At 61.8% G+C, this 20148-nt stretch carries 17 protein-coding genes and 1 tRNA gene; 7 read left to right on the plus strand and 11 right to left on the minus strand.

Annotated features, from left to right (window positions below; translation table 11 throughout):
- Positions 1 to 14: 14 nt before the first annotated feature.
- The 7 genes from LY631_RS04445 to LY631_RS04475 all read right to left on the minus strand — a co-directional run bounded on the left by LY631_RS04445 (position 15) and on the right by LY631_RS04475 (position 7604).
- Complete coding sequence (locus tag LY631_RS04445) at positions 15 to 833, minus strand: MBL fold metallo-hydrolase (RefSeq protein WP_274423935.1); 819 nt, start codon at positions 831 to 833, stop codon at positions 15 to 17.
- Positions 834 to 835: 2 nt separating this feature from the next.
- The gene (locus LY631_RS04450) at positions 836 to 1630 is read right to left on the minus strand and encodes a TatD family hydrolase (protein WP_274423936.1); all 795 of its coding nucleotides are present in this window, start codon (positions 1628 to 1630) and stop codon (positions 836 to 838) included.
- The gene (gene metG, locus LY631_RS04455) at positions 1630 to 3186 is read right to left on the minus strand and encodes a methionine--tRNA ligase (protein WP_274423937.1); all 1557 of its coding nucleotides are present in this window, start codon (positions 3184 to 3186) and stop codon (positions 1630 to 1632) included. Before metG ends, LY631_RS04450 begins: the two co-directional genes overlap by 1 nt.
- A gap of 70 nt (positions 3187 to 3256) precedes the next feature.
- Positions 3257 to 4309 (minus strand): DNA polymerase III subunit delta', encoded by a 1053-nt coding sequence (locus LY631_RS04460; protein WP_274423938.1) that lies wholly within the window; start codon positions 4307 to 4309, stop codon positions 3257 to 3259.
- Positions 4302 to 4976, minus strand: a complete 675-nt coding sequence (tmk, locus tag LY631_RS04465) for a dTMP kinase (RefSeq protein WP_274423939.1) — start codon at positions 4974 to 4976, stop codon at positions 4302 to 4304. Before tmk ends, LY631_RS04460 begins: the two co-directional genes overlap by 8 nt.
- A 145-nt stretch (positions 4977 to 5121) precedes the next feature.
- On the minus strand, positions 5122 to 6279 hold the full coding sequence (locus LY631_RS04470) for a D-alanyl-D-alanine carboxypeptidase family protein (RefSeq protein ID WP_274423940.1): 1158 nt from the start codon (positions 6277 to 6279) through the stop codon (positions 5122 to 5124).
- 107 nt (positions 6280 to 6386) lie between these two features.
- Positions 6387 to 7604 (minus strand): septal ring lytic transglycosylase RlpA family protein, encoded by a 1218-nt coding sequence (locus tag LY631_RS04475; RefSeq protein ID WP_274423941.1) that lies wholly within the window; start codon positions 7602 to 7604, stop codon positions 6387 to 6389.
- A gap of 241 nt (positions 7605 to 7845) precedes the next feature.
- On the opposite strand from LY631_RS04475, the gene LY631_RS04480 reads away from it, so the two are divergent.
- Both LY631_RS04480 and LY631_RS04485 read left to right on the plus strand, forming a co-directional pair.
- Positions 7846 to 8112, plus strand: a complete 267-nt coding sequence (locus LY631_RS04480; RefSeq protein ID WP_274423942.1) for a hypothetical protein — start codon at positions 7846 to 7848, stop codon at positions 8110 to 8112.
- A gap of 126 nt (positions 8113 to 8238) precedes the next feature.
- A tRNA-Ser gene (locus LY631_RS04485) sits at positions 8239 to 8328 on the plus strand.
- A gap of 450 nt (positions 8329 to 8778) precedes the next feature.
- On the opposite strand, the gene LY631_RS04490 is transcribed toward LY631_RS04485, so the two are convergent.
- The gene (locus LY631_RS04490) at positions 8779 to 11058 is read right to left on the minus strand and encodes a hypothetical protein (protein ID WP_274423943.1); all 2280 of its coding nucleotides are present in this window, start codon (positions 11056 to 11058) and stop codon (positions 8779 to 8781) included.
- A 218-nt stretch (positions 11059 to 11276) separates the two neighbouring features.
- The gene (locus tag LY631_RS04495; protein ID WP_274423944.1) at positions 11277 to 11537 is read right to left on the minus strand and encodes a hypothetical protein; all 261 of its coding nucleotides are present in this window, start codon (positions 11535 to 11537) and stop codon (positions 11277 to 11279) included.
- Positions 11538 to 11664: 127 nt separating this feature from the next.
- On the opposite strand from LY631_RS04495, the gene LY631_RS04500 reads away from it, so the two are divergent.
- The 5 genes from LY631_RS04500 to LY631_RS04520 all read left to right on the plus strand — a co-directional run bounded on the left by LY631_RS04500 (position 11665) and on the right by LY631_RS04520 (position 16695).
- Positions 11665 to 13980 carry a baseplate multidomain protein megatron gene (locus LY631_RS04500; protein ID WP_274423945.1) on the plus strand — a complete coding sequence of 772 codons (2316 nt, stop codon included), beginning with the start codon at positions 11665 to 11667 and terminating at the stop codon, positions 13978 to 13980.
- Between the two features lie 9 nt (positions 13981 to 13989).
- The gene (locus tag LY631_RS04505) at positions 13990 to 15066 is read left to right on the plus strand and encodes a DUF2793 domain-containing protein (RefSeq protein WP_274423946.1); all 1077 of its coding nucleotides are present in this window, start codon (positions 13990 to 13992) and stop codon (positions 15064 to 15066) included.
- 20 nt (positions 15067 to 15086) lie between these two features.
- Positions 15087 to 15377, plus strand: a complete 291-nt coding sequence (locus LY631_RS04510; RefSeq protein ID WP_274423947.1) for a DUF6127 family protein — start codon at positions 15087 to 15089, stop codon at positions 15375 to 15377.
- 84 nt (positions 15378 to 15461) lie between these two features.
- Positions 15462 to 16196 (plus strand): glycoside hydrolase family 108 protein, encoded by a 735-nt coding sequence (locus tag LY631_RS04515; RefSeq protein WP_274423948.1) that lies wholly within the window; start codon positions 15462 to 15464, stop codon positions 16194 to 16196.
- Complete coding sequence (locus LY631_RS04520) at positions 16189 to 16695, plus strand: 3TM-type holin (RefSeq protein ID WP_274423949.1); 507 nt, start codon at positions 16189 to 16191, stop codon at positions 16693 to 16695. Before LY631_RS04515 ends, LY631_RS04520 begins: the two co-directional genes overlap by 8 nt.
- Positions 16696 to 16773: 78 nt before the next feature.
- Here the strand turns inward: LY631_RS04520 and mcrC are convergent, their stop codons facing one another.
- Both mcrC and LY631_RS04530 read right to left on the minus strand, forming a co-directional pair.
- Complete coding sequence (gene mcrC / locus LY631_RS04525) at positions 16774 to 17943, minus strand: 5-methylcytosine-specific restriction endonuclease system specificity protein McrC (RefSeq protein ID WP_274423950.1); 1170 nt, start codon at positions 17941 to 17943, stop codon at positions 16774 to 16776.
- The gene (locus tag LY631_RS04530; protein ID WP_274423951.1) at positions 17937 to 20141 is read right to left on the minus strand and encodes an McrB family protein; all 2205 of its coding nucleotides are present in this window, start codon (positions 20139 to 20141) and stop codon (positions 17937 to 17939) included. Before LY631_RS04530 ends, mcrC begins: the two co-directional genes overlap by 7 nt.
- Between the last annotated feature and the right edge of the window lie 7 nt (positions 20142 to 20148).

Here is a 20148-nt window from a genome sequence, read left to right on the forward strand (position 1 = left end):
AATCCCTCCGAAAATCAATCAGATGCGATTTTTTCTTCAATCGTCATTCCGTCGAATCCCGGAAGCACGTGCTCCGGAGTTTCGTTTCTTACCGTCTCGTAGTCCAGCGGTATGTGCATATGGGTCAGAATGGCGCGTTCCGGACCAAGACGTGAGATCCATTCCAATGCTTGCTCGAGCGAAAAATGGCTCGGATGCGGACGGTACTGAAGTGCATCTATAACAAGCGCCTTCAGGCCCGCTAGGCGCGGCACGGTTTCTTCCGGATAATCGCTCACGTCTGAGCAGTACGCGATCGAGCCGACGCGAAAACCGAGCGACCGGATATGGCCATGGATTTGCGGAAGCGGTGTAAAGGTTAGCGGACCGCCTGCCCCGGTGATCGTAAAACTCTCCGAGTGGCTGATGATGTGCGGTCGCACGATCGGTGGGTAGCTGCTGCCTTCCGGAGTCTCGAAGCAATAACTGAAAGCCTCGCGAAGCCGCAGCATCGTCGGTTCGTCAGCATAAACGTCGATGAGGTGCCGCTGCACGAGAACATAGCCGCGGAGATCGTCGATCCCGTGAATGTGGTCGGCATGGGGATGTGTGTAAACGACACCGTCGAGACGGTCGACGCCCGCGCGGATCATCTGCTCTCGAAAATCCGGCCCGGTGTCGATTGCGACCCGTGTCACATGGCCGTCCGGCGTCAGCCTCTCGACCAATGCCGCCGCGCGTAACCGCCGGTTGCGGGGATTGGTGGGATCACAGTTTCCCCAATCACCAATAATGCGTGGAACGCCAGGAGATGACCCGCAGCCAAGAATGGTCAGCCGAATTCGATCGCTCAAACCTAACCACCCTCTTCAGCAATTCGCGACACCTTATTGAAAATACGAAAGAAATTATCCGTCGTGACGGCGGAAATTTCTTCCGGAGTAAGATCGATCGTTTCGGCCAGCACCTTCGCCGTATGCACCACATACGAAGGCTCGTTGCGCTTTCCGCGATACGGCGTCGGCGCCAGATAGGGGGCATCGGTCTCGACCAGCAGCCGGTCGTGCGGGACGGATTTGGCAATCTCGCGCAGGGCATCCGACTTCTTGAAGGTCAGAATGCCAGAAAAGGAGACATAGCCGCCGAGCTCTACCCCGGTGCGCGCGAGCGCGGGCCCGGAAGAGAAACAGTGGAGAATGAAGGGAAAAGCCCCCTCCTCCGCTTCTTCGCGGAGAATGGTCGCCACATCATCATCGGCGTCCCGAGCATGGATGACGAGTGGCAGGCCCGTGGTACGCGCCGCCGCGATATGCCGACGGAAACTTTGTGCCTGAAGATCTCGCGGCGATTTGTCGTAATGGTAGTCGAGTCCTGCTTCGCCGATGCCGACCACCTTTGGGTGGGCGGAAAGCTCGACGAGCTGATCCACCGTCACTTCCGTTTCTTCCGCGGCATTGTGCGGGTGCGTGCCGACCGTGCAGAATACGTTGTCGTAACGCTCCGCAATCGCACGCAGCCCGTCAAAACGGGCGACACGCGTGGAGATGGTGACCATGAGGCCAACGCCAGCCTCGCTGGCACGCGCGACAATCTCATCCCGCTCCGTCTCGAAATCGGGAAAGTCGAGATGGCAATGGCTGTCGACCAGCATCAGTCCCCCTGCCCTTCTTCCGGCTCGACGTAGCGCGGGAACACCGGCTTGGGAGCCGGCAGCGGCGTGCCGGGTGCGAGCGTCCCCGCTTCGCCGATTTCAGCAAAGCTACGCCGCTCGGCCGGGACGGAAAGCAGGTCGAGCAGCTTTCCCGCCGAATCCGGCATGAAGGGCAGGCAGAGCAAGCCAATACGCCGCAACACCTCGGCTGTGGTGAAAAGCACGCTCTCCATCCGCGCGGGATCGCTCTTGCGCAGGGCCCAGGGCTGCTCGCTGGCGAAGTAACGATTGGCTTCGCCAACCACCTCAAAAATGGCCTGAAGCGCACTGTGAAGTGCCTGTCGGCCCATAGCCTCGCGAGCGGTCGCCAACGCTGTCTCCGTCTGGGCGAGCAGCTTGCGATCCGTCTCGGCGAGTTCACCGCGCTCGGGCACCTTGCCATCGCAATTCTTGGCGATCATGGAGAGCGAACGCTGGGCCAGATTGCCGAGGTCGTTGGCAAGATCCGCATTCGTGCGATTGACGATGGCATCGTGGCTGTAGCTTCCGTCCTGCCCGAAAGGAACCTCGCGCAGCAGGAAATAGCGGACCTGATCGAGCCCATAATGGTCGGCCAGGGCGAACGGGTCGATCACGTTACCGACCGACTTTGACATCTTCTCGCCGCGGTTGAACAGAAAGCCGTGGCCGAAAATGCGTTTTGGCAGTGGCAAGCCGACCGACATCAGGAATGCAGGCCAGTAAATCGCATGAAAGCGCGTGATGTCCTTGCCGATTATGTGTGCATCGGCTGGCCAGTACCGCCATCTCGCGGCCTTCTGGTCAGGATAACCAACTGCGGTGATGTAGTTTGTGAGGGCATCCACCCAGACATACATCACGTGCTTCTCGTCGCCGGGCACGGGGACGCCCCAACTGAAGGTCGTACGCGAAATGGACAGGTCGCGCAGGCCGGAACGGACGAAGCTGACGATCTCGTTACGCCGCTCCGCGGGGCCGATGAAATCGGGATTGTCCTCGTAAAGCTTCAGAAGCTTGTCCTGATACGCCGACAGGCGGAAGAAGTAGCTTTCCTCCTCGACCCACTCCACAGGCGTGCCCTGCGGGCCGTAGCGTACGCTATCCTCGCCGACATGCGTCTCCTCTTCGCCGTAATAAGCTTCATCTCTTACCGAATACCAGCCGGAATAGGTATCGAGATATATGTCGCCCCTTGCGGCCATCGCCTTCCAGATCGCTTGGGATGCCGCATAGTGGCGCTCCTCCGTCGTGCGGATGAAATCGTCGTTCGAGGCGTTCAGCGCCTCCGCCATCTCCATGAACTTCTGCGTGTTCCGATCGGCAAAGACACGAGGGTCCATACCTTCCTTCCGCGCCGTCTGGAGCATCTTGATTCCGTGCTCGTCCGTTCCGGTCAGGAACATGACGTCCTTTCCGTCACAGCGCTGGAAGCGCGCAAGCGCGTCGGTTGCGATCAGCTCATAGGCGTGGCCGATATGCGGGTTGCCGTTCGGATAGGAAATCGCGGTTGTTATGTAGAAGGTGTTGCTTGTCATGTGTGAAAGTGCCTGGATTTGCTATGGCCCGCGCTCAGATAGCGCATCGCGGCGCCGAATGCCATGCTTGCTAACGCTCGTGCAAGGCGTTGTGAAGCCGCGCCATGAGGCCGACGACATGCTGTTTGCGGTCGAGGTTATAGATTTCGGCCTGCGCGATCGTTTCGCGCAGGCCCTCCCATAGCTCGGACAAATGCGCGGCACGCCCCATCGCGCCTTCCTGTGCAGCGCCAACTGCAGCACCCGAAAGCCGGTCGAGAACGCTGTTGTTGAAGAGATCGAACTGCACCTGTCGGTCGCGTGCGGCGACCGCCTCGCCCAGGCGATGACATTCGAAAACATCCAGCACTCGGCGGGATGTGATTTCATCCATCGCCTTCGCTATTTCCAATCCGCCGAACTGCGTCATCAGAATGGCGCTGCGTGCGCTGCCGCCGGCCCGCTCCATGAGCAACGCGCGTTTCTCATCGCTGGTGGGGAGTTCCACCCCGAGCTGAACGAGCAATTCTTTCAGAAGCGCGGCGGAAAGCGGCTGGAATTTGAAAACCTGACAGCGTGATCGGATGGTCGGGAGCAACCGGCCCAAAGAGTGCGCTATGAGAATGAAGGTGGTGTTCGCCGGCGGCTCTTCGAGGTTCTTCAGCAACGCGTTGGCGGCATTGATGTTCATGTCGTCGACCGGATCGACGATCACGAAACGAGGCCCACCATCAGGGGGCGTCATCGATAGAAAGCGACTGACGCGGCGGACCTCATCGACGGTAATGACAGTTTTGAACTTCTTGTCCCGATCCGATTGTGGACGTGTCAAATGCAGCAATCCCGGATGCGCGTCCTGTGCGACAAGGCGGAACGTACGGCTCGAAGGGTCTGCTTCACCAAGTGCTTCAGATGCGGCCCCGTCCGGGTGGTCGAACAAGTGCCGGGCCAGGTGAAAGCCGAGTGTCGCCTTGCCGATCCCGCGTGCACCGGCAAAGAGCAGCGCGTGATGCATCTTTCCGGATCGAAAGGCGCCGGCAAGCATGGCACGCACCTCTTCGTGCCCGACCAGCATCGGATTTTCCGAGGGTTCGGGGATATCCGGCAGCGAATCGTGCCTTTCCGGGGCAGAGCGCTCAAACATTCTGCTCACTGCCTTCACTTTCAGCGTTCCGCCTTTCCGGTAGAATCTTTTCCACTTTCAGTCGAATCGCGTCGGCAACCTCCTCCGAGGCGGGGGAACCATCGATCACGACAAATCGCTGCGGCTCGTTCCCGGCGATATCGAGAAAGGCCCTGCGGCGCCGACGGTGATTCTGCAACGCCTCCCTCTCAAAGCGGTCGATATCCCCTGCCCCCCGCCTTTCCGATGCTCGGCGCAAGCCCTCTTGCGGATCGACATCGAGCAAGACTGTCAGGTCGGGCATCATGCTATTGACCGTAACGCGCTCCAGCGTCGCCATGAACTCCGGGTCCAACTCGCCAGTAACACCCTGGTAGACACGTGAAGAATCCACGAAACGGTCACAGAGAACAACGGCGCCGCGCTCGATCGCGGGGCGAATAAGCTGTTCGACGTGATCGGAGCGAGCTGCCGCGAACAACAGGGCCTCCATATTTGTGCCGAAGGGTTGTGCGGCGCCCGAAAGCAGCACATGACGTATCGCCTCCGCCCCGGGAGAGCCCCCCGGTTCGCGCGTCACCACCACTTCGTGGCCCCTGTCACGTAAATGGTCTGCCAGGAGGCGAATCTGGGTAGATTTCCCTGCGCCCTCGCCTCCTTCGAACGTTATGAACACTCCGCGCGGCACTCACCCGCCCTATTTTCATTTCAGATCAACTCTCCACCCTTCATAGTCCCAGCGGACTGAAGTTTCCAACAATTGGTTGGTATTCCGATGCGTTGTTGAAACTCGGACGCCCAGCGCTGCCGCGATGCGCGGAAAATGAAGCCTGTCAGCGAATCCATCCGATCAGGAGTTCGCCAGCCGCGTCGAGGGCGCGCTGGTGAAGTGTGCCCTTTTCTACTGATTCTGCGGCATAGAGCACCGTTTCCTGGCTCACCTGATCGCCAAATCGTATTTGAAGCTTGCCGATTTCCACACCCTCTTCGATCGGCGCGGTGAGCGGTCCTTGATAAACAATCCGGCCGGAGAGCTTTGCCGATTCGTCGACGGGGACGAAGACCGACAAGGGCCGGGTTGTCCGCAGGCCTATGGTGCGCTTGTTGCCGCCGAAGACCCGCGCTTCGCCCACGATTTCCTCGGACTCGAGCACGTTCTTCCGCTCGAATCCGCGCATGCCCCAATCCAGAAGTTTTCGCGTTTCTTCGATTCGTTCGCTCCCGCTCGACAAACCACTCAATGTCGCAAAAAGACGTCTTCCGTCACGTTCTGCGGAGGCGACTATTGCATAGCCTGATGCCTCTGTATGCCCAGTCTTGAGCCCATCGGCACCGATGTCCACCGCCAGCAACGGATTGCGGTTGCGCTGAAAAATACCGTTCCACTCGAAGCCCGGTTCGGCGAAGTAGTGGTAATACTCCGGATATTCGCGCCAGAGATGCAGTGCCAGCATGGTCATCTCGCGGGCGGTGACATGCTGCCCCTCGGCCGGCAATCCGGTTGAATTCACGAATGTGGAAGTTTCCATCCCAAGCTGGCGGGCACGATCCGTCATTCTCTGCGCAAACCGCTCCTCGGAACCGGCTAGGCCCTCTGCAATGGCGATAGCGCCGTCATTGGCGGATTGGACAATCACGCCCTGCAGCAGCGCTTCAAGGGGTACCGAAGAACTCACTTCGGCAAACATCGTGGATGTACCCGACACTGCGCCGCCCGTGCGCCAAGCGTACTCGCTTACGAAAAACATTTCGTGCGGTGAAAGCCTGCCCTCCTTCAGCGCCTGGAACACAAGCTCGATTGTCATCAGCTTGGCGAGCGAGGCCGGCGGAAAGGGCTCGTCTGCACTCTTCGAAAACAGGACCGTGCCTGTCTCCGCCTCAATCAGAAAGGCATAAGGAGCCTTGGTCTCAAATGGCTGTGACTGCGCATGCCCCCACACCACGGACGCAAGAAAGAGGATTAGAATTGTCCTGGCAACCCGCAGGAGCATGACTGCAGCCCATTCCGCGACATAATGCTGATCTCAACATAGGCCGCCAGAGCCGCTGATCAACGGCCGAATAGCGGTGGAACCCTCAGCGTCAACTCGGGATTCCGCTAATCCCGAACGATAAACGCATCACCCGCCCCGGCCGACCATGCCGCCCGCAATGCCCCGTCAAGATTTGCCCGATGTTCCGGCACGAGCGAAAGAACGTAGAAATCCTCGTGCCCCACGGACGCTTTCTCGACAGTAACGCTCCCGACATTCGTAAGTGCGCTGCGGATATCCTGAACTTGGTCGCGCTCAGACCAGGCGCCCAGGTTGATATAGGACGCGTTGTTTGCCTGCGCGGGTCGGTTATCACCGCGTTGGGAGGTTGCAGGCGCCGACGCACCCGTCTGTCCGGGTTGTACCAGAGCATCAAACATCTGCAACGTGGACGTCCTTTGCCGCTCCGTGTAGGACATTAGAGCTAGCTCCCTCGAGCCCGAAGAAGCAGGAGCGACAAGGGGGCGGTCAGGGACTACTGGACCGGTTTGAGGTAATGCCACAGCGGAATTGCCCGACGATGATAGCGCGGCAAATGCCGTTGCCGCTGCCGCCTGGGGCGCCGAGGTCTCTTCGCTATTCATGGCGACCATAACGCCGTCGGGAAGATCTGCCGGCACATTGTCTGTACCTCCCGGCTGATAGGATGCCATCAGATAGTGGTCGTCCTGCCCATGGAGCGGCGCCGGTCCAACATACTCGACCTGAACTTTAGCCACCCCGGAATTCTTGTAATCGAGCATTTCCGCCGCGCGCTTTGAAAGATCGATGATGCGGCCCTCGGCAAATGGGCCGCGGTCATTGATCCGCACGATAACAGAACTGTCGTTCTTCAGATTCGTCACCCGTGCGTAACTCGGTAGCGGCAAAGTAGGATGCGCTGCAGTCAAATGGTTCATGTCGTAGACTTCGCCGTTTGCGGTGAGGCGGCCATGGAAGGCGTTGCCATACCACGACGCTGCACCAACAGCCTGATAGTCCGGATCTTGCTGCGGCTGGTACCAGCGACCCTTGACCTGATAAGCGCTGCCTAGCTTATAGCTACCACCACCACGCCGAAGACCCGATTTGGCTTCAGTCACACGCGGGCTGGCCTCGACCCCGTACTCGGATGCAGCAAAATATTCCGTCGTCTGCCCTTCATCGAGCGAGGCTTTTTCGGTCGGCACGGCGCAAGCCGTCAGAACCATCGAGATAACCGCGACACCGGCGATGACTGGATACGCGGACTGCCCTCTTCCCTCGAATTTCGTTCTATCGCACGCACCGGCTTTCAAACTCACGATGTCTGCCCCATTTATCTCGTCTATTGGCCGATGCCCTCTGGCAAGCCGGCCCCTCCGATGGCTCTGAAATCGTTACCGTTAGATGAATCGCCACAATGGAATATGCCGAATGTGTAACGTGTTAAGAAGCTTGCCGCAATGCTTACGCCTATGGAATGCTTTCTGCAGCCGCTCGGGCATTCCGAAGAATCGGGCTTTCGTGTAGCTTGGTGGTGGATGGACCTCCGGGAGATTGATAATGCGCTGGTGGATTTGCACTTGTCTTGCAGGCATATCGTTGCTGGTGGCGGGCTGCGCGACACTGAGCCCTGAAGAACGTCGTGCACTCGATGAGCGCCAATGTCGCTCTTACGGGTTTCAGTCGGGCACGGCCCCCTTTGCCGAATGCCTGCAGCGGATTGATCTTGATCGTCGCGCCGAACAGCGCGCTCGCATGCTCAGCATGGACCGGTGGGATGATCCCGTGGTGATCTATCGCCCCGTTATTGTGGAACGGGATGATTAGGTCGGCGCACCGATCCCGCGTTGACGAGGCGGGCAAACGAGCTGTAAAGCAATGTCCGCGACGTGGACTGATGGCGAAGCGAAAGCCATTAATCTGGTCGCGCTTCTTCCCGAGTATTCGGGGCCCGGAGGGATGGCCGAGTGGTTTAAGGCACCGGTCTTGAAAACCGGCGTGGGTGCAAGCCCACCGTGGGTTCGAATCCCACTCCCTCCGCCATTATCTTGTAGCGAACCCGAGATGAGGCTCCCGTTGGGGGGCTTTTTCTTTTTGTTTCAAAGGCGTTTAGCCGAGGCGCCCGAACCTCGGAGACTGACGCCGGGTCCAATTTCCGTCTCTGAACGACCCTCCGTCTCTAACCGAGCGAATCTAGTCCGGCCCGGTTCGGCTTCGCGAAGGCCAACGTTTTCAGCCAGTTCCTTCCATCGTCGACGCACCTTCTGCTGCCGTACTCCCGGCTGGCGTCGCCAGCCAGAGAACGCGCGGTAGGCGTTTCATGGCGAGTATGGGAGCAGTCGCCCGCACTGGGCCGTATTCTAGATCGTGCTTTGGCTGCCGTCAGCGATCAGGAGGGGCTGGCCGCGAGCGGGCGCTCGGCACAGGACTCTTCGTAGCGAACTGGTTTGAGGGGAGGCAGTAGCCTCCCCCAAGGCATCACAAGTTCAGGCGCTACGCGATCTTTTTGGCTGTCACAGGAAGAACCTGCCCACCGGCTTCAAGAATTGCATCTCTTAGGATGTCGTGCAGTTGATCAAGGAAGGCCCGGGCATCGGGGCTCATCGCGGCGCTGATCCGCGGGGCTGCATGATCGTGGATTTCCTCGATCATCCGAGAACGCTTTCCTGCCGATCCGGGACCACTGAAATCGTACGCATCGCGCCAGTTGGCGACTTGCTCATCTGTAAGTCGACTCTTGGTCAGTCGAGACAGCTCCTTGAACACGGCTTCCCGGATAGCATCCAATGCAATCTCGCGTTCATCATCGTTCTCAGGCTGCCTTGTCCAGCCGGCCGGGCGGTCCAGCCACTTGGAAGCCTCTTCCTGAAGCCGTGCGAGAAGGTCTGCGACAGGTGTCAGCGTGTCGTACTCGTCCGCCCAGCGATTGGCCAACCGTCGACTGAGAGCCTTGATGCGTGTCCAGTGCTCCTTGGCGATGCCGTCGTGATAGGACAGTCCGAGCCTTGCTACCCAAGGATCCCGGAACGCATCGATGGCGTCGTGCACAGCGATCTCGAGACCCTTGAACTCATACATCGGACTGCAATCCGTTCTCTCGATGGGCTCGATCGCGCGCTGCATCATGTCGATGAGGCGAGCCAGTTCGCGCTTGTAGCCACCGGGCAATTTCGCGGTCTTGCGGTCCAAGCCACCGAGAAAGATGGAGTGACCGTCAACCTGGCGCTCAATTGCACCTGCGACGCCGGAGCCGACGACGTCTCGCAGGCTAGCGATGGCATTGCCAACCGATCCGAGAACGTGATCCCGCTTCTGCTCGAAGGACCCCAGGTTCGCCCCCTTGACTTGATCGAAGTGAGTGAAGGCGATCGCCAGCTTCCGCGCGAAACCGGAGCTGCCGACCGAGCGGAGTAGAGCCAACGGAGCTGCCTGCATTGGCTGCTGCGCGTTGTCGACCAAGAGGATCATGTCGACGCTTGCAAACTTCTTCGTAATGCGCGTTGAAACTGACGAAACGCTCGTCGCAGTATGCCCGAGTCCCTGACCATCGAGCAGCACCAGTTGCGGGGCCTCGCTGACCTCGGCCAGCTCAGGAAATAGCGGCCCCTTCACTCGAATGCCATCTACAAGCGGCGTGAGGAGTCGCCCAAACTGCTTGTAATGGTTGCTTGAGAACCACCGAACAGCAGAAAGGAAATGATCGCGGTCGTCGGACTCCATAGTCCAGAGAATTGGCCAGTCTGTCGACGACCTCTGAAGGTCACCATCATTGATCTTGGAGAAGCGATCAGCGACTTCTTCCATTATATCCAAGGCGAGGTTCGAGAACTGCGGGTGCTTGAAGGCTTCGACCCCGAACAGCTCAAGCCACGTAGCCCGATCGTCTGCAGTCTTCTGGTCAACGAGACTGCCGACGCTTCCAACGAACTTTTCCTCGACCTCCACCGTCAGCGTTCTGATCCGGTTAACGAAGTCCTTAATTTGTGCATGGTTCTGTTCCCGCTCCTCAGGCGGAACGGCCTCGGCCTCATCGATTTCTGGCGCCGCGTCCTGTTCGTCATCGAACGAGAAGTCGTCGTCATCCACCGCCGCTGCGTCACTCCAGCCGCCGAGAACGTATGAAAGCCGGAACCGCTGCTCACGGTGCTCCAGGAGAGCGGCTGCGATCTTGCTACTAGGTTTCTTCTGAACGGCCTCAAGACAGGCTTCCTCAAGGCACTCGTCGATATGCGCGCGTACCTCATGCTCCGGCATGAAGGTGACGGCGGCTGTGTAGTTATCGGATGCTGTGACGATCTCGAAGTCGGCCGTCGTCGTTTTGGCGGTTGATGTGGACGGAAAGCGGTCAGTTTCGGGGTCAGCGCCGATCACGTGCCTTAACAGCGTCGTTTTTCCCGCGCCCGTTGTGCCGAGGAACATCACGGTGCTGTAGCCGTCTTCGGCATCTGGAAGCGGGATCACTTCGCTACGCCTTGTTTCCGGGTCGATGCGCGATGCCTCGATTCCGTCGAAGAAGGCGGAAACAACAATGGGATCGTACCGGGACTCAGCATCGCCGCGACGGTCACCACTCCACCAGGATTCGTCGCTCAGCAGCTCATTCAGTTGAGCGACGAGGCGATCGGCCTCTGCTTCGTCACTCGTGCCGAGACCGCGCCGAACCTTGAGGCCGCGCTCGCCACGACTGTCCGTCCTTACGGGATGGCGAAATGTGACGCTCCACCCCGGGCGGTTGGAACGGGACTTCGATGCGGTAAAGGATTTCTCGGCCATGGCGTTGTTCTCCGTTGTTCCATTGCCGCCCTTCTCTCACGCCTGCCGTCTGCTGTCAATCTGCCTGGTACAACACGGAACAACGCGCGTGGTGCCGGCTGGATTGAAATGTCGCTAGATGCCCCCACACCAAACGATCCTCCCCGCGCCACTGACCAGATGCGAACGCTGCCCCACCTCCACCTCCTACGCATGTGCTTGCTGGGATGCGGAAGACGTCATGGGGAAAAGGCCCTTTGAAGCTGCTCCGCCCACGGCCGATCGGCAACCGCAACGAGGTCGTTCAGCGAAAGCGACGGTGGCACGCGCCTGATCACGAGGTGGTCGAGCACCTCCGGCGACAGATAGGCGAGCCGCATCATTCGGCTCACGAACCGGTCGGAGACCTTCTCAGCCGCGGCAATATCCTGAATGGTGGAAGCGGCACCGGATTCCAGCTGCCGCCGCCAGTTCCAAGCGCGGGCGATGGCGCGCAGCACATGAGGTCTTGAGACCGGCCGTCCCGGACCATCACCTCGTCGGGCGGCAGGATCTTCGGCCGCCCATTGCGTTTGCGGATGGTCAGCGGGATGACGACCCGGATGGTGTTCGTCGAGTCGGTCATGCGTGGGCCTCCGTCCGCTGTCCGACTGGCGCGATGGCTTCGAGCATCTCGACGCAGAGGACGGCTGGCCCGCGATTTACGACCGCGCCTACTTGCAGGCGAACATCGCCGGAGGCGAAGGCTTCGACTGGTTCTATGCCTCGGACATGGACCGGTCATCGCAGGTGCGGACACCGATCACCGATGGCGCCGCCGGCAAGTCGTGGGTGTTCCGCTACAAGGACCTGCGCGCCTGGTGGTCGAACCCGCACTTCAATCGCCCCGGCGGGGTGGAAAGCGGAACGTCCACCGCATGGGCGCCGGAGTCCAAGCCCGTTCGCTTCACCGAACTCGGCTGCCCCACAATCGACCGTGGCACCAACCAGCCGAACGTGTTCTTCGACCCGAAATCGTCGGAGAGCTTCGTGCCCTACTTCTCGCGCGGCTGGCGCGACGACGCCATCCAGCGGGCCTACCTCGAAGCGACCTATCTCTTCTGGGGCGATAGCGCGAACAACCCACTGTCGTCGATCTACGGCGACCGGATGGTGCACGTTCCCGAATGCGCCGCCTGGACGTGGGACGCACGGCCATATCCGTTCTTCCCCGAGCTCACCGACGTCTGGACCGACGGTCCGAATTGGCGGCTCGGGCACTGGCTGACCGGGAGGCTCGGGGCCGTATCCCTGGCCGCGCTTGTCCGCCATCTCTGCCTGCGCGCCGGGATGCCCGAGGACAGGATCGACGTCACCGGCCTCTGGGGTGCGATCGAGGGCTACGCCATCGGCGCGCTCGAAAGCCCGCGCGCCTCGATCACCACGCTGTCGCGCCACTTCGGCTTTGATGCCGTCGAGACCCAAGGCGTGATCCGCTTCATGATGCGCGGGCGGGCAGCGGTCGCCAGCGTGACGCCGGACGATCTTGTCGCCGCACGCGAGGGCGACGCGCTCGAACTCACGCGTGGGCAGGAGACCGAACTGCCGCAGGCATTGAAGTGGCAGGTGGCCCGCGCCGACGAAGACTACGACGCCGCACTCGTCGAGGCCCGGCGCATCACCGTGGATACGAGCCGCATCGCCTCTGAGAGCTTCCCGTTCGCCGTGCCGCCCGAGGAGGCCGAGCGGCGCTGCCGTCGCGCGCTCATGGAAGCATGGACCGGGCGAGAGAGCGCCGTCTTCCGCCTGCCGCCGTCGCGGCTGGCGCTCGATCCGGCCGACGTCATCACGCTGGTTCATGACGGACGTAAGGTCCCGCTGCGCTTCGTCTCGACCGCCGACACAGAGTCAAGGAGTATCGAGGCTCTCCGCCAGGACCGGGAAGCCTACGATCTGCCGCCCGGTGCGCCACGCCCCGCGGCGCTGCCCAGGGCCGTTGTCTTCGGCGCGCCAGTGGCAGTGTTGCTCGATCTGCCGCAACTGACCGAGGACCAGCCTGCGCACAGACCCTTCGTCGCAGCACATTCGGTGCCGTGGCCGGGCCAGATGGCCGTTTACCGGAGCCCTTCAACGGACGGCTTCGAACTGCTGACGAGCTTCGGAACACGGGCGCGTGTCGGCGTTCTGGCCTTTGACTTCTGGTCAGGGCCAACCTCGCGCTTCGATCTCGGCAACGTGCTGGTGGTCGATCTGTTCTCCGGGACGCTCGAGAGCGTCACCGACCTGACCCTGATGGGCGGTGCCAACGCGCTCGCCATCGAGAGCGCACCGGGCGTCTGGGAGATCGTCCAGGCAGGATCGGCCGAGCTCACCGCGCCGGGCCGCTACCGGCTGACGCGGCTCCTGCGCGGCCAGCGCGGCACCGAAGGCGCAGTAGGCAATCCCGCGCCCGCGGGTGCTCGGGTCGTAGTACTCGACGACAGCCTCGCCTCCCTGCCGATTGCCGAGGCGGATCTCGGGCTGCCGTGGAACTGGCGCATCGGCCCCGCAAGCCGGCCCGTGAGCGACGAGACCTATGCGGCGCAGGGCTTTGCGCCGGAGGGTGTGGGGCTCCGGCCGTTCTCGGTCGCTCATGTCGAGCAGCCATGGCGCACCCCGCGCACGGTCGGCGATCTGACGATCCGCTGGACACGTCGATCTCGCGCGCTTGCCGCCGACAGTTGGGGCGGGCTTGAGGTGCCGCTGGCCGAGGGACTCGAAGCCTACGAGATCGAGATCCTCGACGGTGCAACCGTGAAGCGCGTCTTGAGTACCGGCACGACGAGCGTCACCTACACCGCCGCGCAGCAGTCCACCGACTGGGGCGGACTGCTAGACCCCGGAAACACACTCACCGTCCGCATATTCCAGCTCTCGGCCCTTGTGGGTCGGGGTGCTCCGAAGACCGTCACGCTCACGTTCTGAAAGCCCCTCATGTCCGACGCCACGACCCATCTCCTGCTGCCCTACATTCTGGCGGCGCAGGCCCAGAAGCATGTCACCCACAACGAGGCGCTGCGGATCCTCGACGGGCTCGTGCAACTTTCCGTCCTCGACCGCGATCTGACCGCGCCGCCAGGCAGCCCTATGGATGGCGACCGCTACATCGTTGGCTCTGGAGCCAGCGGTGACTGGATGGGCTGGGACCTGAATGTCGCGCTCTGGACCGACGGCGCCTGGCTGCGCCTGCCGCCTCGGACCGGCTGGCGGGCCTGGATCGAGGACGAGAACGTGTTGCTCGTCTATGATGGGTCGAGCTGGATCGGGACCACGCCGACGGCGCTGCAGAACCTGGAGTTGCTCGGGATCGGCACCACGGCGGACGCGGCTAATCCGTTCTCCGCCAAGCTCAACGCCGCGCTCTGGACAGCCAGGACCGTCGGCGAAGGCGGAACCGGCCATCTCTTCTACACGATGAACAAGGAATCGGCCGGCGACGACCTCGGGCTCACGCTCCAGACCGCCTATGTCACGAAAGCGCTGCTTGGGCTCTTCGGCTCGGACAAGTTCCGGCTTGCCGTGTCGGCGGACGGCTCGAGCTTCTTTGACGGCTTCATCGTCGACAACGCGAACGGCATCGTCGACCAGCCGCGGCTGCCTCGCTTCAAAGCCTACACGAATTACGACAACTACGTCGGCATCGACACCTGGACGAGGATCGGCATCAACAACACGGACTACAATGACCAGGGTGCCTTCGACGCCGGCAACAACCGTTTCGTCGCGCCGGTCGCCGGCACCTACCTCTTCGGCGCAACGCTTCTCTACAAGGTCAATTCCAGCACCACGGCGCGCATGCGCGGTCGCCTGGTTCTGAACGGCGCCACCGAAATCAGAGGCTCCTTCGGCGAAAGCTCTGGGACCCACGTCTCCGAAGCGACGGCACTCTCGCTGCAAACGATGGTGCCGCTCAGTGCCGGAGACACGGTCGAGCTGCAGGGCACCTTCCGCGTCGCGGACGGCTATTTCGCCGCTGATCATACCTCGTTCTGGGGCGCTAAGGTCGGCTGATGAGCGGGAAAGGAGAGACGATGACACCACCCCGTTCTGATCAAGGCCTCATATGTATGCCGCAAGCCGAATTCGAAGAGGTCCTGGCGCGCGCCGCCGAGGAAGGTGCGAAACGAGCGCTTGCTGATGTTGGCCTGGAGGGCAAGGAGGCGGCGCTCGACATCCGTGATTTGCGTGCGCTCTTAGACTGCATCCGGCTTGTGCGCCGCACCGCGGTGCAGACGTCGGTACGGATGATCACCACCGGGGTGATGCTGGCGCTTCTCGCCGGAATCGCGATCAAGCTGAAGATCTTCGGCGGCAACCCCTAAGCCGCAGCACCCGCCGCCATGACCAACCACACCCGCCCTCGAGGCGGGTTTTTCGTATCCAGCATTCAAGAGGAGAACCGCCCCATGAGCACGGCCAAGTTCCGGCGCTGCCATGACGTAACAAAGGCGTGGGAGGGCGGATGGTCCGACCACCCCGCCGATCCTGGCGGCAAGACGATGTATGGCGTGACCGAAGCCGTGTACCACGCTTGGCTGCGCCAGCACGGCAAGCCGGTTCGCCTGGTTCGCCAGATCACGATTGCCGAAGCCGAGCAGATCTACTTCGAGCAGTATTGGGTGCCCAGCGGCGGGCCAACGCTGGGCACCGGCGTCGATCTTGCCATCTACGATGCGTCGGTGAACTGCGGCGTCTCGCGCGGCCGCAAATGGCTCCTCGCGTCGATCGGCGGGCCGGACCATGAGACGGTAAAGCGCATCTGCGCTATCCGTCTAAGCTTCATGCGGTCGCTGAACATCTGGAACACGTTCGGCCGCGGCTGGGCGCGTCGTGTTGCTGATATTGAAGCAAAAGGCGTGGCGTGGGCCCTGACGGCTGCGAACGACAACAGCGATCGAGTCAAGCAGCAACTGGGCGGTGAGGCGGACAAGGCGCGCTCCCAGGCGCGTAAGCAGACGGGGGCAGCGGCCGGCGCTGGCGGTGGCGGCGCAATCTCCCTCGATCAGGGCGCGCAACTCGGCGACTGGCTGCTCGTTGGCATCGCCTCCGTCGCGTTCGCGGCGCTCGCTTTCCTTATCATCCGCGCAGTGATCAACACCCACCGCGCCACCGCCTACGCCCGGGAGGCCGCAAATGCTTAGTTCCCTTGCTCCTGTCCTTGTCAGCCTCGGTGCCCCCATTCTGGGTTCGATACTGCGCACCAATGTCGGCGGGATCGCTGGAGAAGCTTCCGCACAGGTGGTTGAAGCGCTCGCCCAGGCCTTCGGTGCTCAGCCCACACCGGAAGCAGTGAAAGCTGCGATCGAGGCTGATCCCAAAGCCGCCGCCAAGGTGCAGGCGATCGAGCGCGAACGAAGCGCCGAGTGGGTTGCCTATCTCACTATGGCGACCACGCAGCGCGACCACATGCTGGACCGCGAGGACCAGCGTGGCAGCGTCTTCTCCTGGGGATGGCGCCCGGCCATGTCGTGGATGTTGCTGTTCCTCTGGACTTGGAACGGCGTGATCCTTCCGGTTGTGAACGCAACCGCCGGCACAGCCATCGTACCGATCCCATGGGAGAACCTGCTTGGCTTCGCCGGTCTCTGGCTCGCCATCTATGGCGGAGGTCACACGATCAAGTCGGTGCTGGGGCGGTAGCAGCCGGCTCCAGGCGCGCGCCGCCGACGAACTCGGTCTGTTGCCGGAGGGGTCGGCTATTGCCGAAATGCTCGCCGACTACAGCGTCATGTGGGATCGAGCTCGGACGTGCTTGCCATGATCAGTCTCTTCTTTGGACTGCAACGTGAGCTTCAGAAGTTGCTCACGAATAGCTCCGCTGTCGGCCGCCAGATCTACAGTGGCGAAGCGAATAAGATGTCCGTGCAATGAGACTGCTTCATCAAACATTTCACCAATGGCCGGATGCAGGAGCAAGCCCTCCGCGTTGTCGGCCAGCGGGTCGTTACGTCCTGCCTGTGAACGTATGTACGAGTAAATTTGATAAAGGTACCCGCTGCGCAGCGTCGTTTCGCGGCGCCAGCCCGCCGTCACGATGCTGGTGAACTTGGTGTCGATCACGATACGGCGGATAGCCAACGCATCGTCGAGCACAATATCAGTCTGCATCCCCGGCAATATGTCGCGTGCGCCTTCGGTCCACCAATCGATCGGCCATTCGAGCAAGCCACCCGTCCGCACGCGCCAGCGCTCCCGTGGCAGTACGGTTCTGTAGAAGCCGCCGACGGCGCGTTCAAATAGCCGCCGAGCCCACTGCTCTTCCCTTTCCGGCATCGGCAAGGCGCGCGCGCCAGCTCGCTCGGTGGGCAGAACGAGATCCATCGCAAGCATCGCCGCTGCGAGCATTTCGCTGTCCTTGGCGTCATGACGACCGATCCGGTCGGCACTGAGCTCGCCGCGCGATGGCATGGCCCCAGCCACACCTTGCGCTTGCATGTCTGCCGCCAGCCGTCGACAGCGATGGCGCAGATCGTGGCGCGTTACCAGCCGCGCTACGGCCTCAAGTGCGCCGCGGACGTAGCGGTTGCGCGGTGTATCGACGCTGAGCTCGACGAAGCGGCACGCCACAGCTCCGCGCGCGAGTAACCGTCGGCGCTCCGTGCGCAGCACGTCGATCCGCCCCCGGACCCGCGATAGGTCGGCGCTGCGGGGACGGTAACCGAGGCTCAGCTGTTGGCGTTGACGCTCCTCGACCGCCTGCGCCAATAACTCAGCGACGAGATCGGCGATCTCGTCGGGGTTGCGGTCGACGTCTACGCGCGTGGGCCCGGCCTTCCGGAATAGGTCCGAGGCGTAAAGCATGAGGAGCCAGATATTGCGCACGGGGATGCGGCCGATGAACCCCGCAGCAGCGCTCTCAGGCGCAACCCCGGCATCGGCGATCACCATCCCTGCAACAGCCGGTCGAGTGCCTCTCGTGCCGATTTGGGCGCGTCGAACCAGTATTCGTCAAGCAGCGGGCCGATCTCCGTTTCAGCGACCTGACGGAACCACTCGCGCGTTGCGCCGGGTTCGAGTTTTGCCGTCGGTGTGACATAGCTGTGCCCGATCTCGAACTGACGGCCGAACGCCTCGGCGATCTGCGCATTCAGCGCCACGATACGCCGCTCGATGTCATCGACGAGGGCGGGATCGACGCCGCCCTTCTCGGTTACCCACCCTCGCCAGGCTTCACCCAGCCTCGGCTCAAGTCCGACGAAGGCGAAGCGCCTGCGGAACGCGAGGTCGACCAGCGCCAGCGAGCGGTCAGCGATGTTCATCGTGCCGATGACAAAGAGGTTCTCGGGCACATGAACCGGGCGGCGGATGCCGTCGGCATCGGGATAGCAGAGCTCGAGCGCCTCGCGCGGTGTGCGCTTGCCCGCCTCCAGAAGCGTCAGCAGTTCGCCGAAGATCTGCGCGGGATTCCCACGGTTGATCTCCTCAATGATGACGACGAAGCGGGCGTCTGGGCGACCAAGCGCCGCGCGGATCGCCTCCATGAAGACACCATCAGCAAGGGTCAGCTTGCCATCGCCGCTTGGCCGCCAACCTCGGACGAAATCTTCATAGGAGAGGTTTGGGTGGAACTGGACGGCACGGACGCGTGCCTCCTCGCGCTCCCCCATCAGTGCAAAGGCGAGGCGCTTGGCCATCCAGGTCTTACCCGTTCCCGGCGGTCCCTGCAGGATCAGGTTCTTGCGTGTGCGCAATCGCTCCAGCAGGAGGTCGATCTCCCCGCGCTCCAGAAAACAGCCCTCGCGCAGGATGTCGTCAACATCGTATGGCACAGCTGGCGCTGGCGTCTGGATCGGATCGACGACAGCCGCCTCTTCTTCGTCCTCGGTGGGCGCCGAGCCGCCTTGGCCGGACTCGGCCTCCGACTGGTCGGGTGCCTTGTAGTGCCATGCGGCCAGCGACAGTTCGGGGAAGCTGTGGACCGGGTAGCTGTCCTCAGTAAAGCGCGCCTTCAGGTCGTCGACCAGCTTGAGATAGGTTGCGCCGCTGCAGGGCCTCTGCGGCCCTATCGGCGGGATCCGCATCTGCAGCCAGCCGGTGAGGAATGCGCGCGAGTTGCTATCGAGGGTTGGGTACTCCCACGGATGCGACCAATACAGCCCAGTGGAGAGGTTCCATGAGGCGCCCCAAACGTCGATGGCCGCGTCGTAGTCGGCGATGAATTTGTCCCGCTGCTCGGGCTGATCAGAATCCACCAGCGCTGCGGCGGATGCGAACAGGTCCCACAGCTTGTCGATGTCGCCTTCGCTGCGCTTGTCGCCGTATCGAAAGAACCAGGATCGCTGGTTGTTGAGGACCGGAATTCCCTCGAAGGAGCTCGGCAGCTCCTCCTCCACGCCGATCAGCTTGGCCAGCGCTCCCGCTATCGCGCGCCGATTGGCGTCCGTCATGGATCGGTTGAACGTGCCCATCGCAGTGAAGGGGCAGATGTCGCGCAGTGGGCCGGTACCGCCTTCCGGGTAGCGGTCCTGCAGATACCCTAGCCCTGCTATCTCTTGCGCGATTGCATGGATGCCGTCGATCAAGGGCTTACGGTCTGCCCGATAGTCCAGAAGCTTTGCTGCAACGGCGCTGTAGAAGACTGTCCAGCGGAAACGCTGCTCGCCGTCCACGTCGCCGAACCGTTCCCGCCAGAACGGTTCGTTCCGGAACCGGTCGAGGTCCTGCGGCCGGTCGTCGAACGCGAAGGCCAAGAGGCCATCCTCCATCCAGCCACCCGGCGCGACCCGCCAAACCGTGGCACGGTTCGTGTAGAAGTACCATTCGCGGTGCGGCGATACCGGCGTCCAGTTGACCTGCACGCGCTTGCCGTCGTCGAGATTGGCAATGATTGTGCCGACCGCCTTGATGGCCATCACCGAGACAGTGGCACCGCGGTTGTCGAACGGCAGCTCCCGCTTGCGAGTATAGGATGACTTGATCGCGATCCTGTCGCCCGGCCGCATCGCTCGCACGAGATCGCCATACTTGCCGTCTTCGTAGCCGTTCTCCCAGATGCCTTCAGCGAGAAATCTGGGCGTCTGGTCTTCGGTACGATTATACGCGGCGCCGACAAACCAGCTCGGCCTGGTGTTTGAAATTTCCGACATTCCCCAA

This window comes from Chelativorans sp. YIM 93263, from assembly GCF_028767125.1.
GTDB lineage: Bacteria > Pseudomonadota > Alphaproteobacteria > Rhizobiales > Rhizobiaceae > Chelativorans.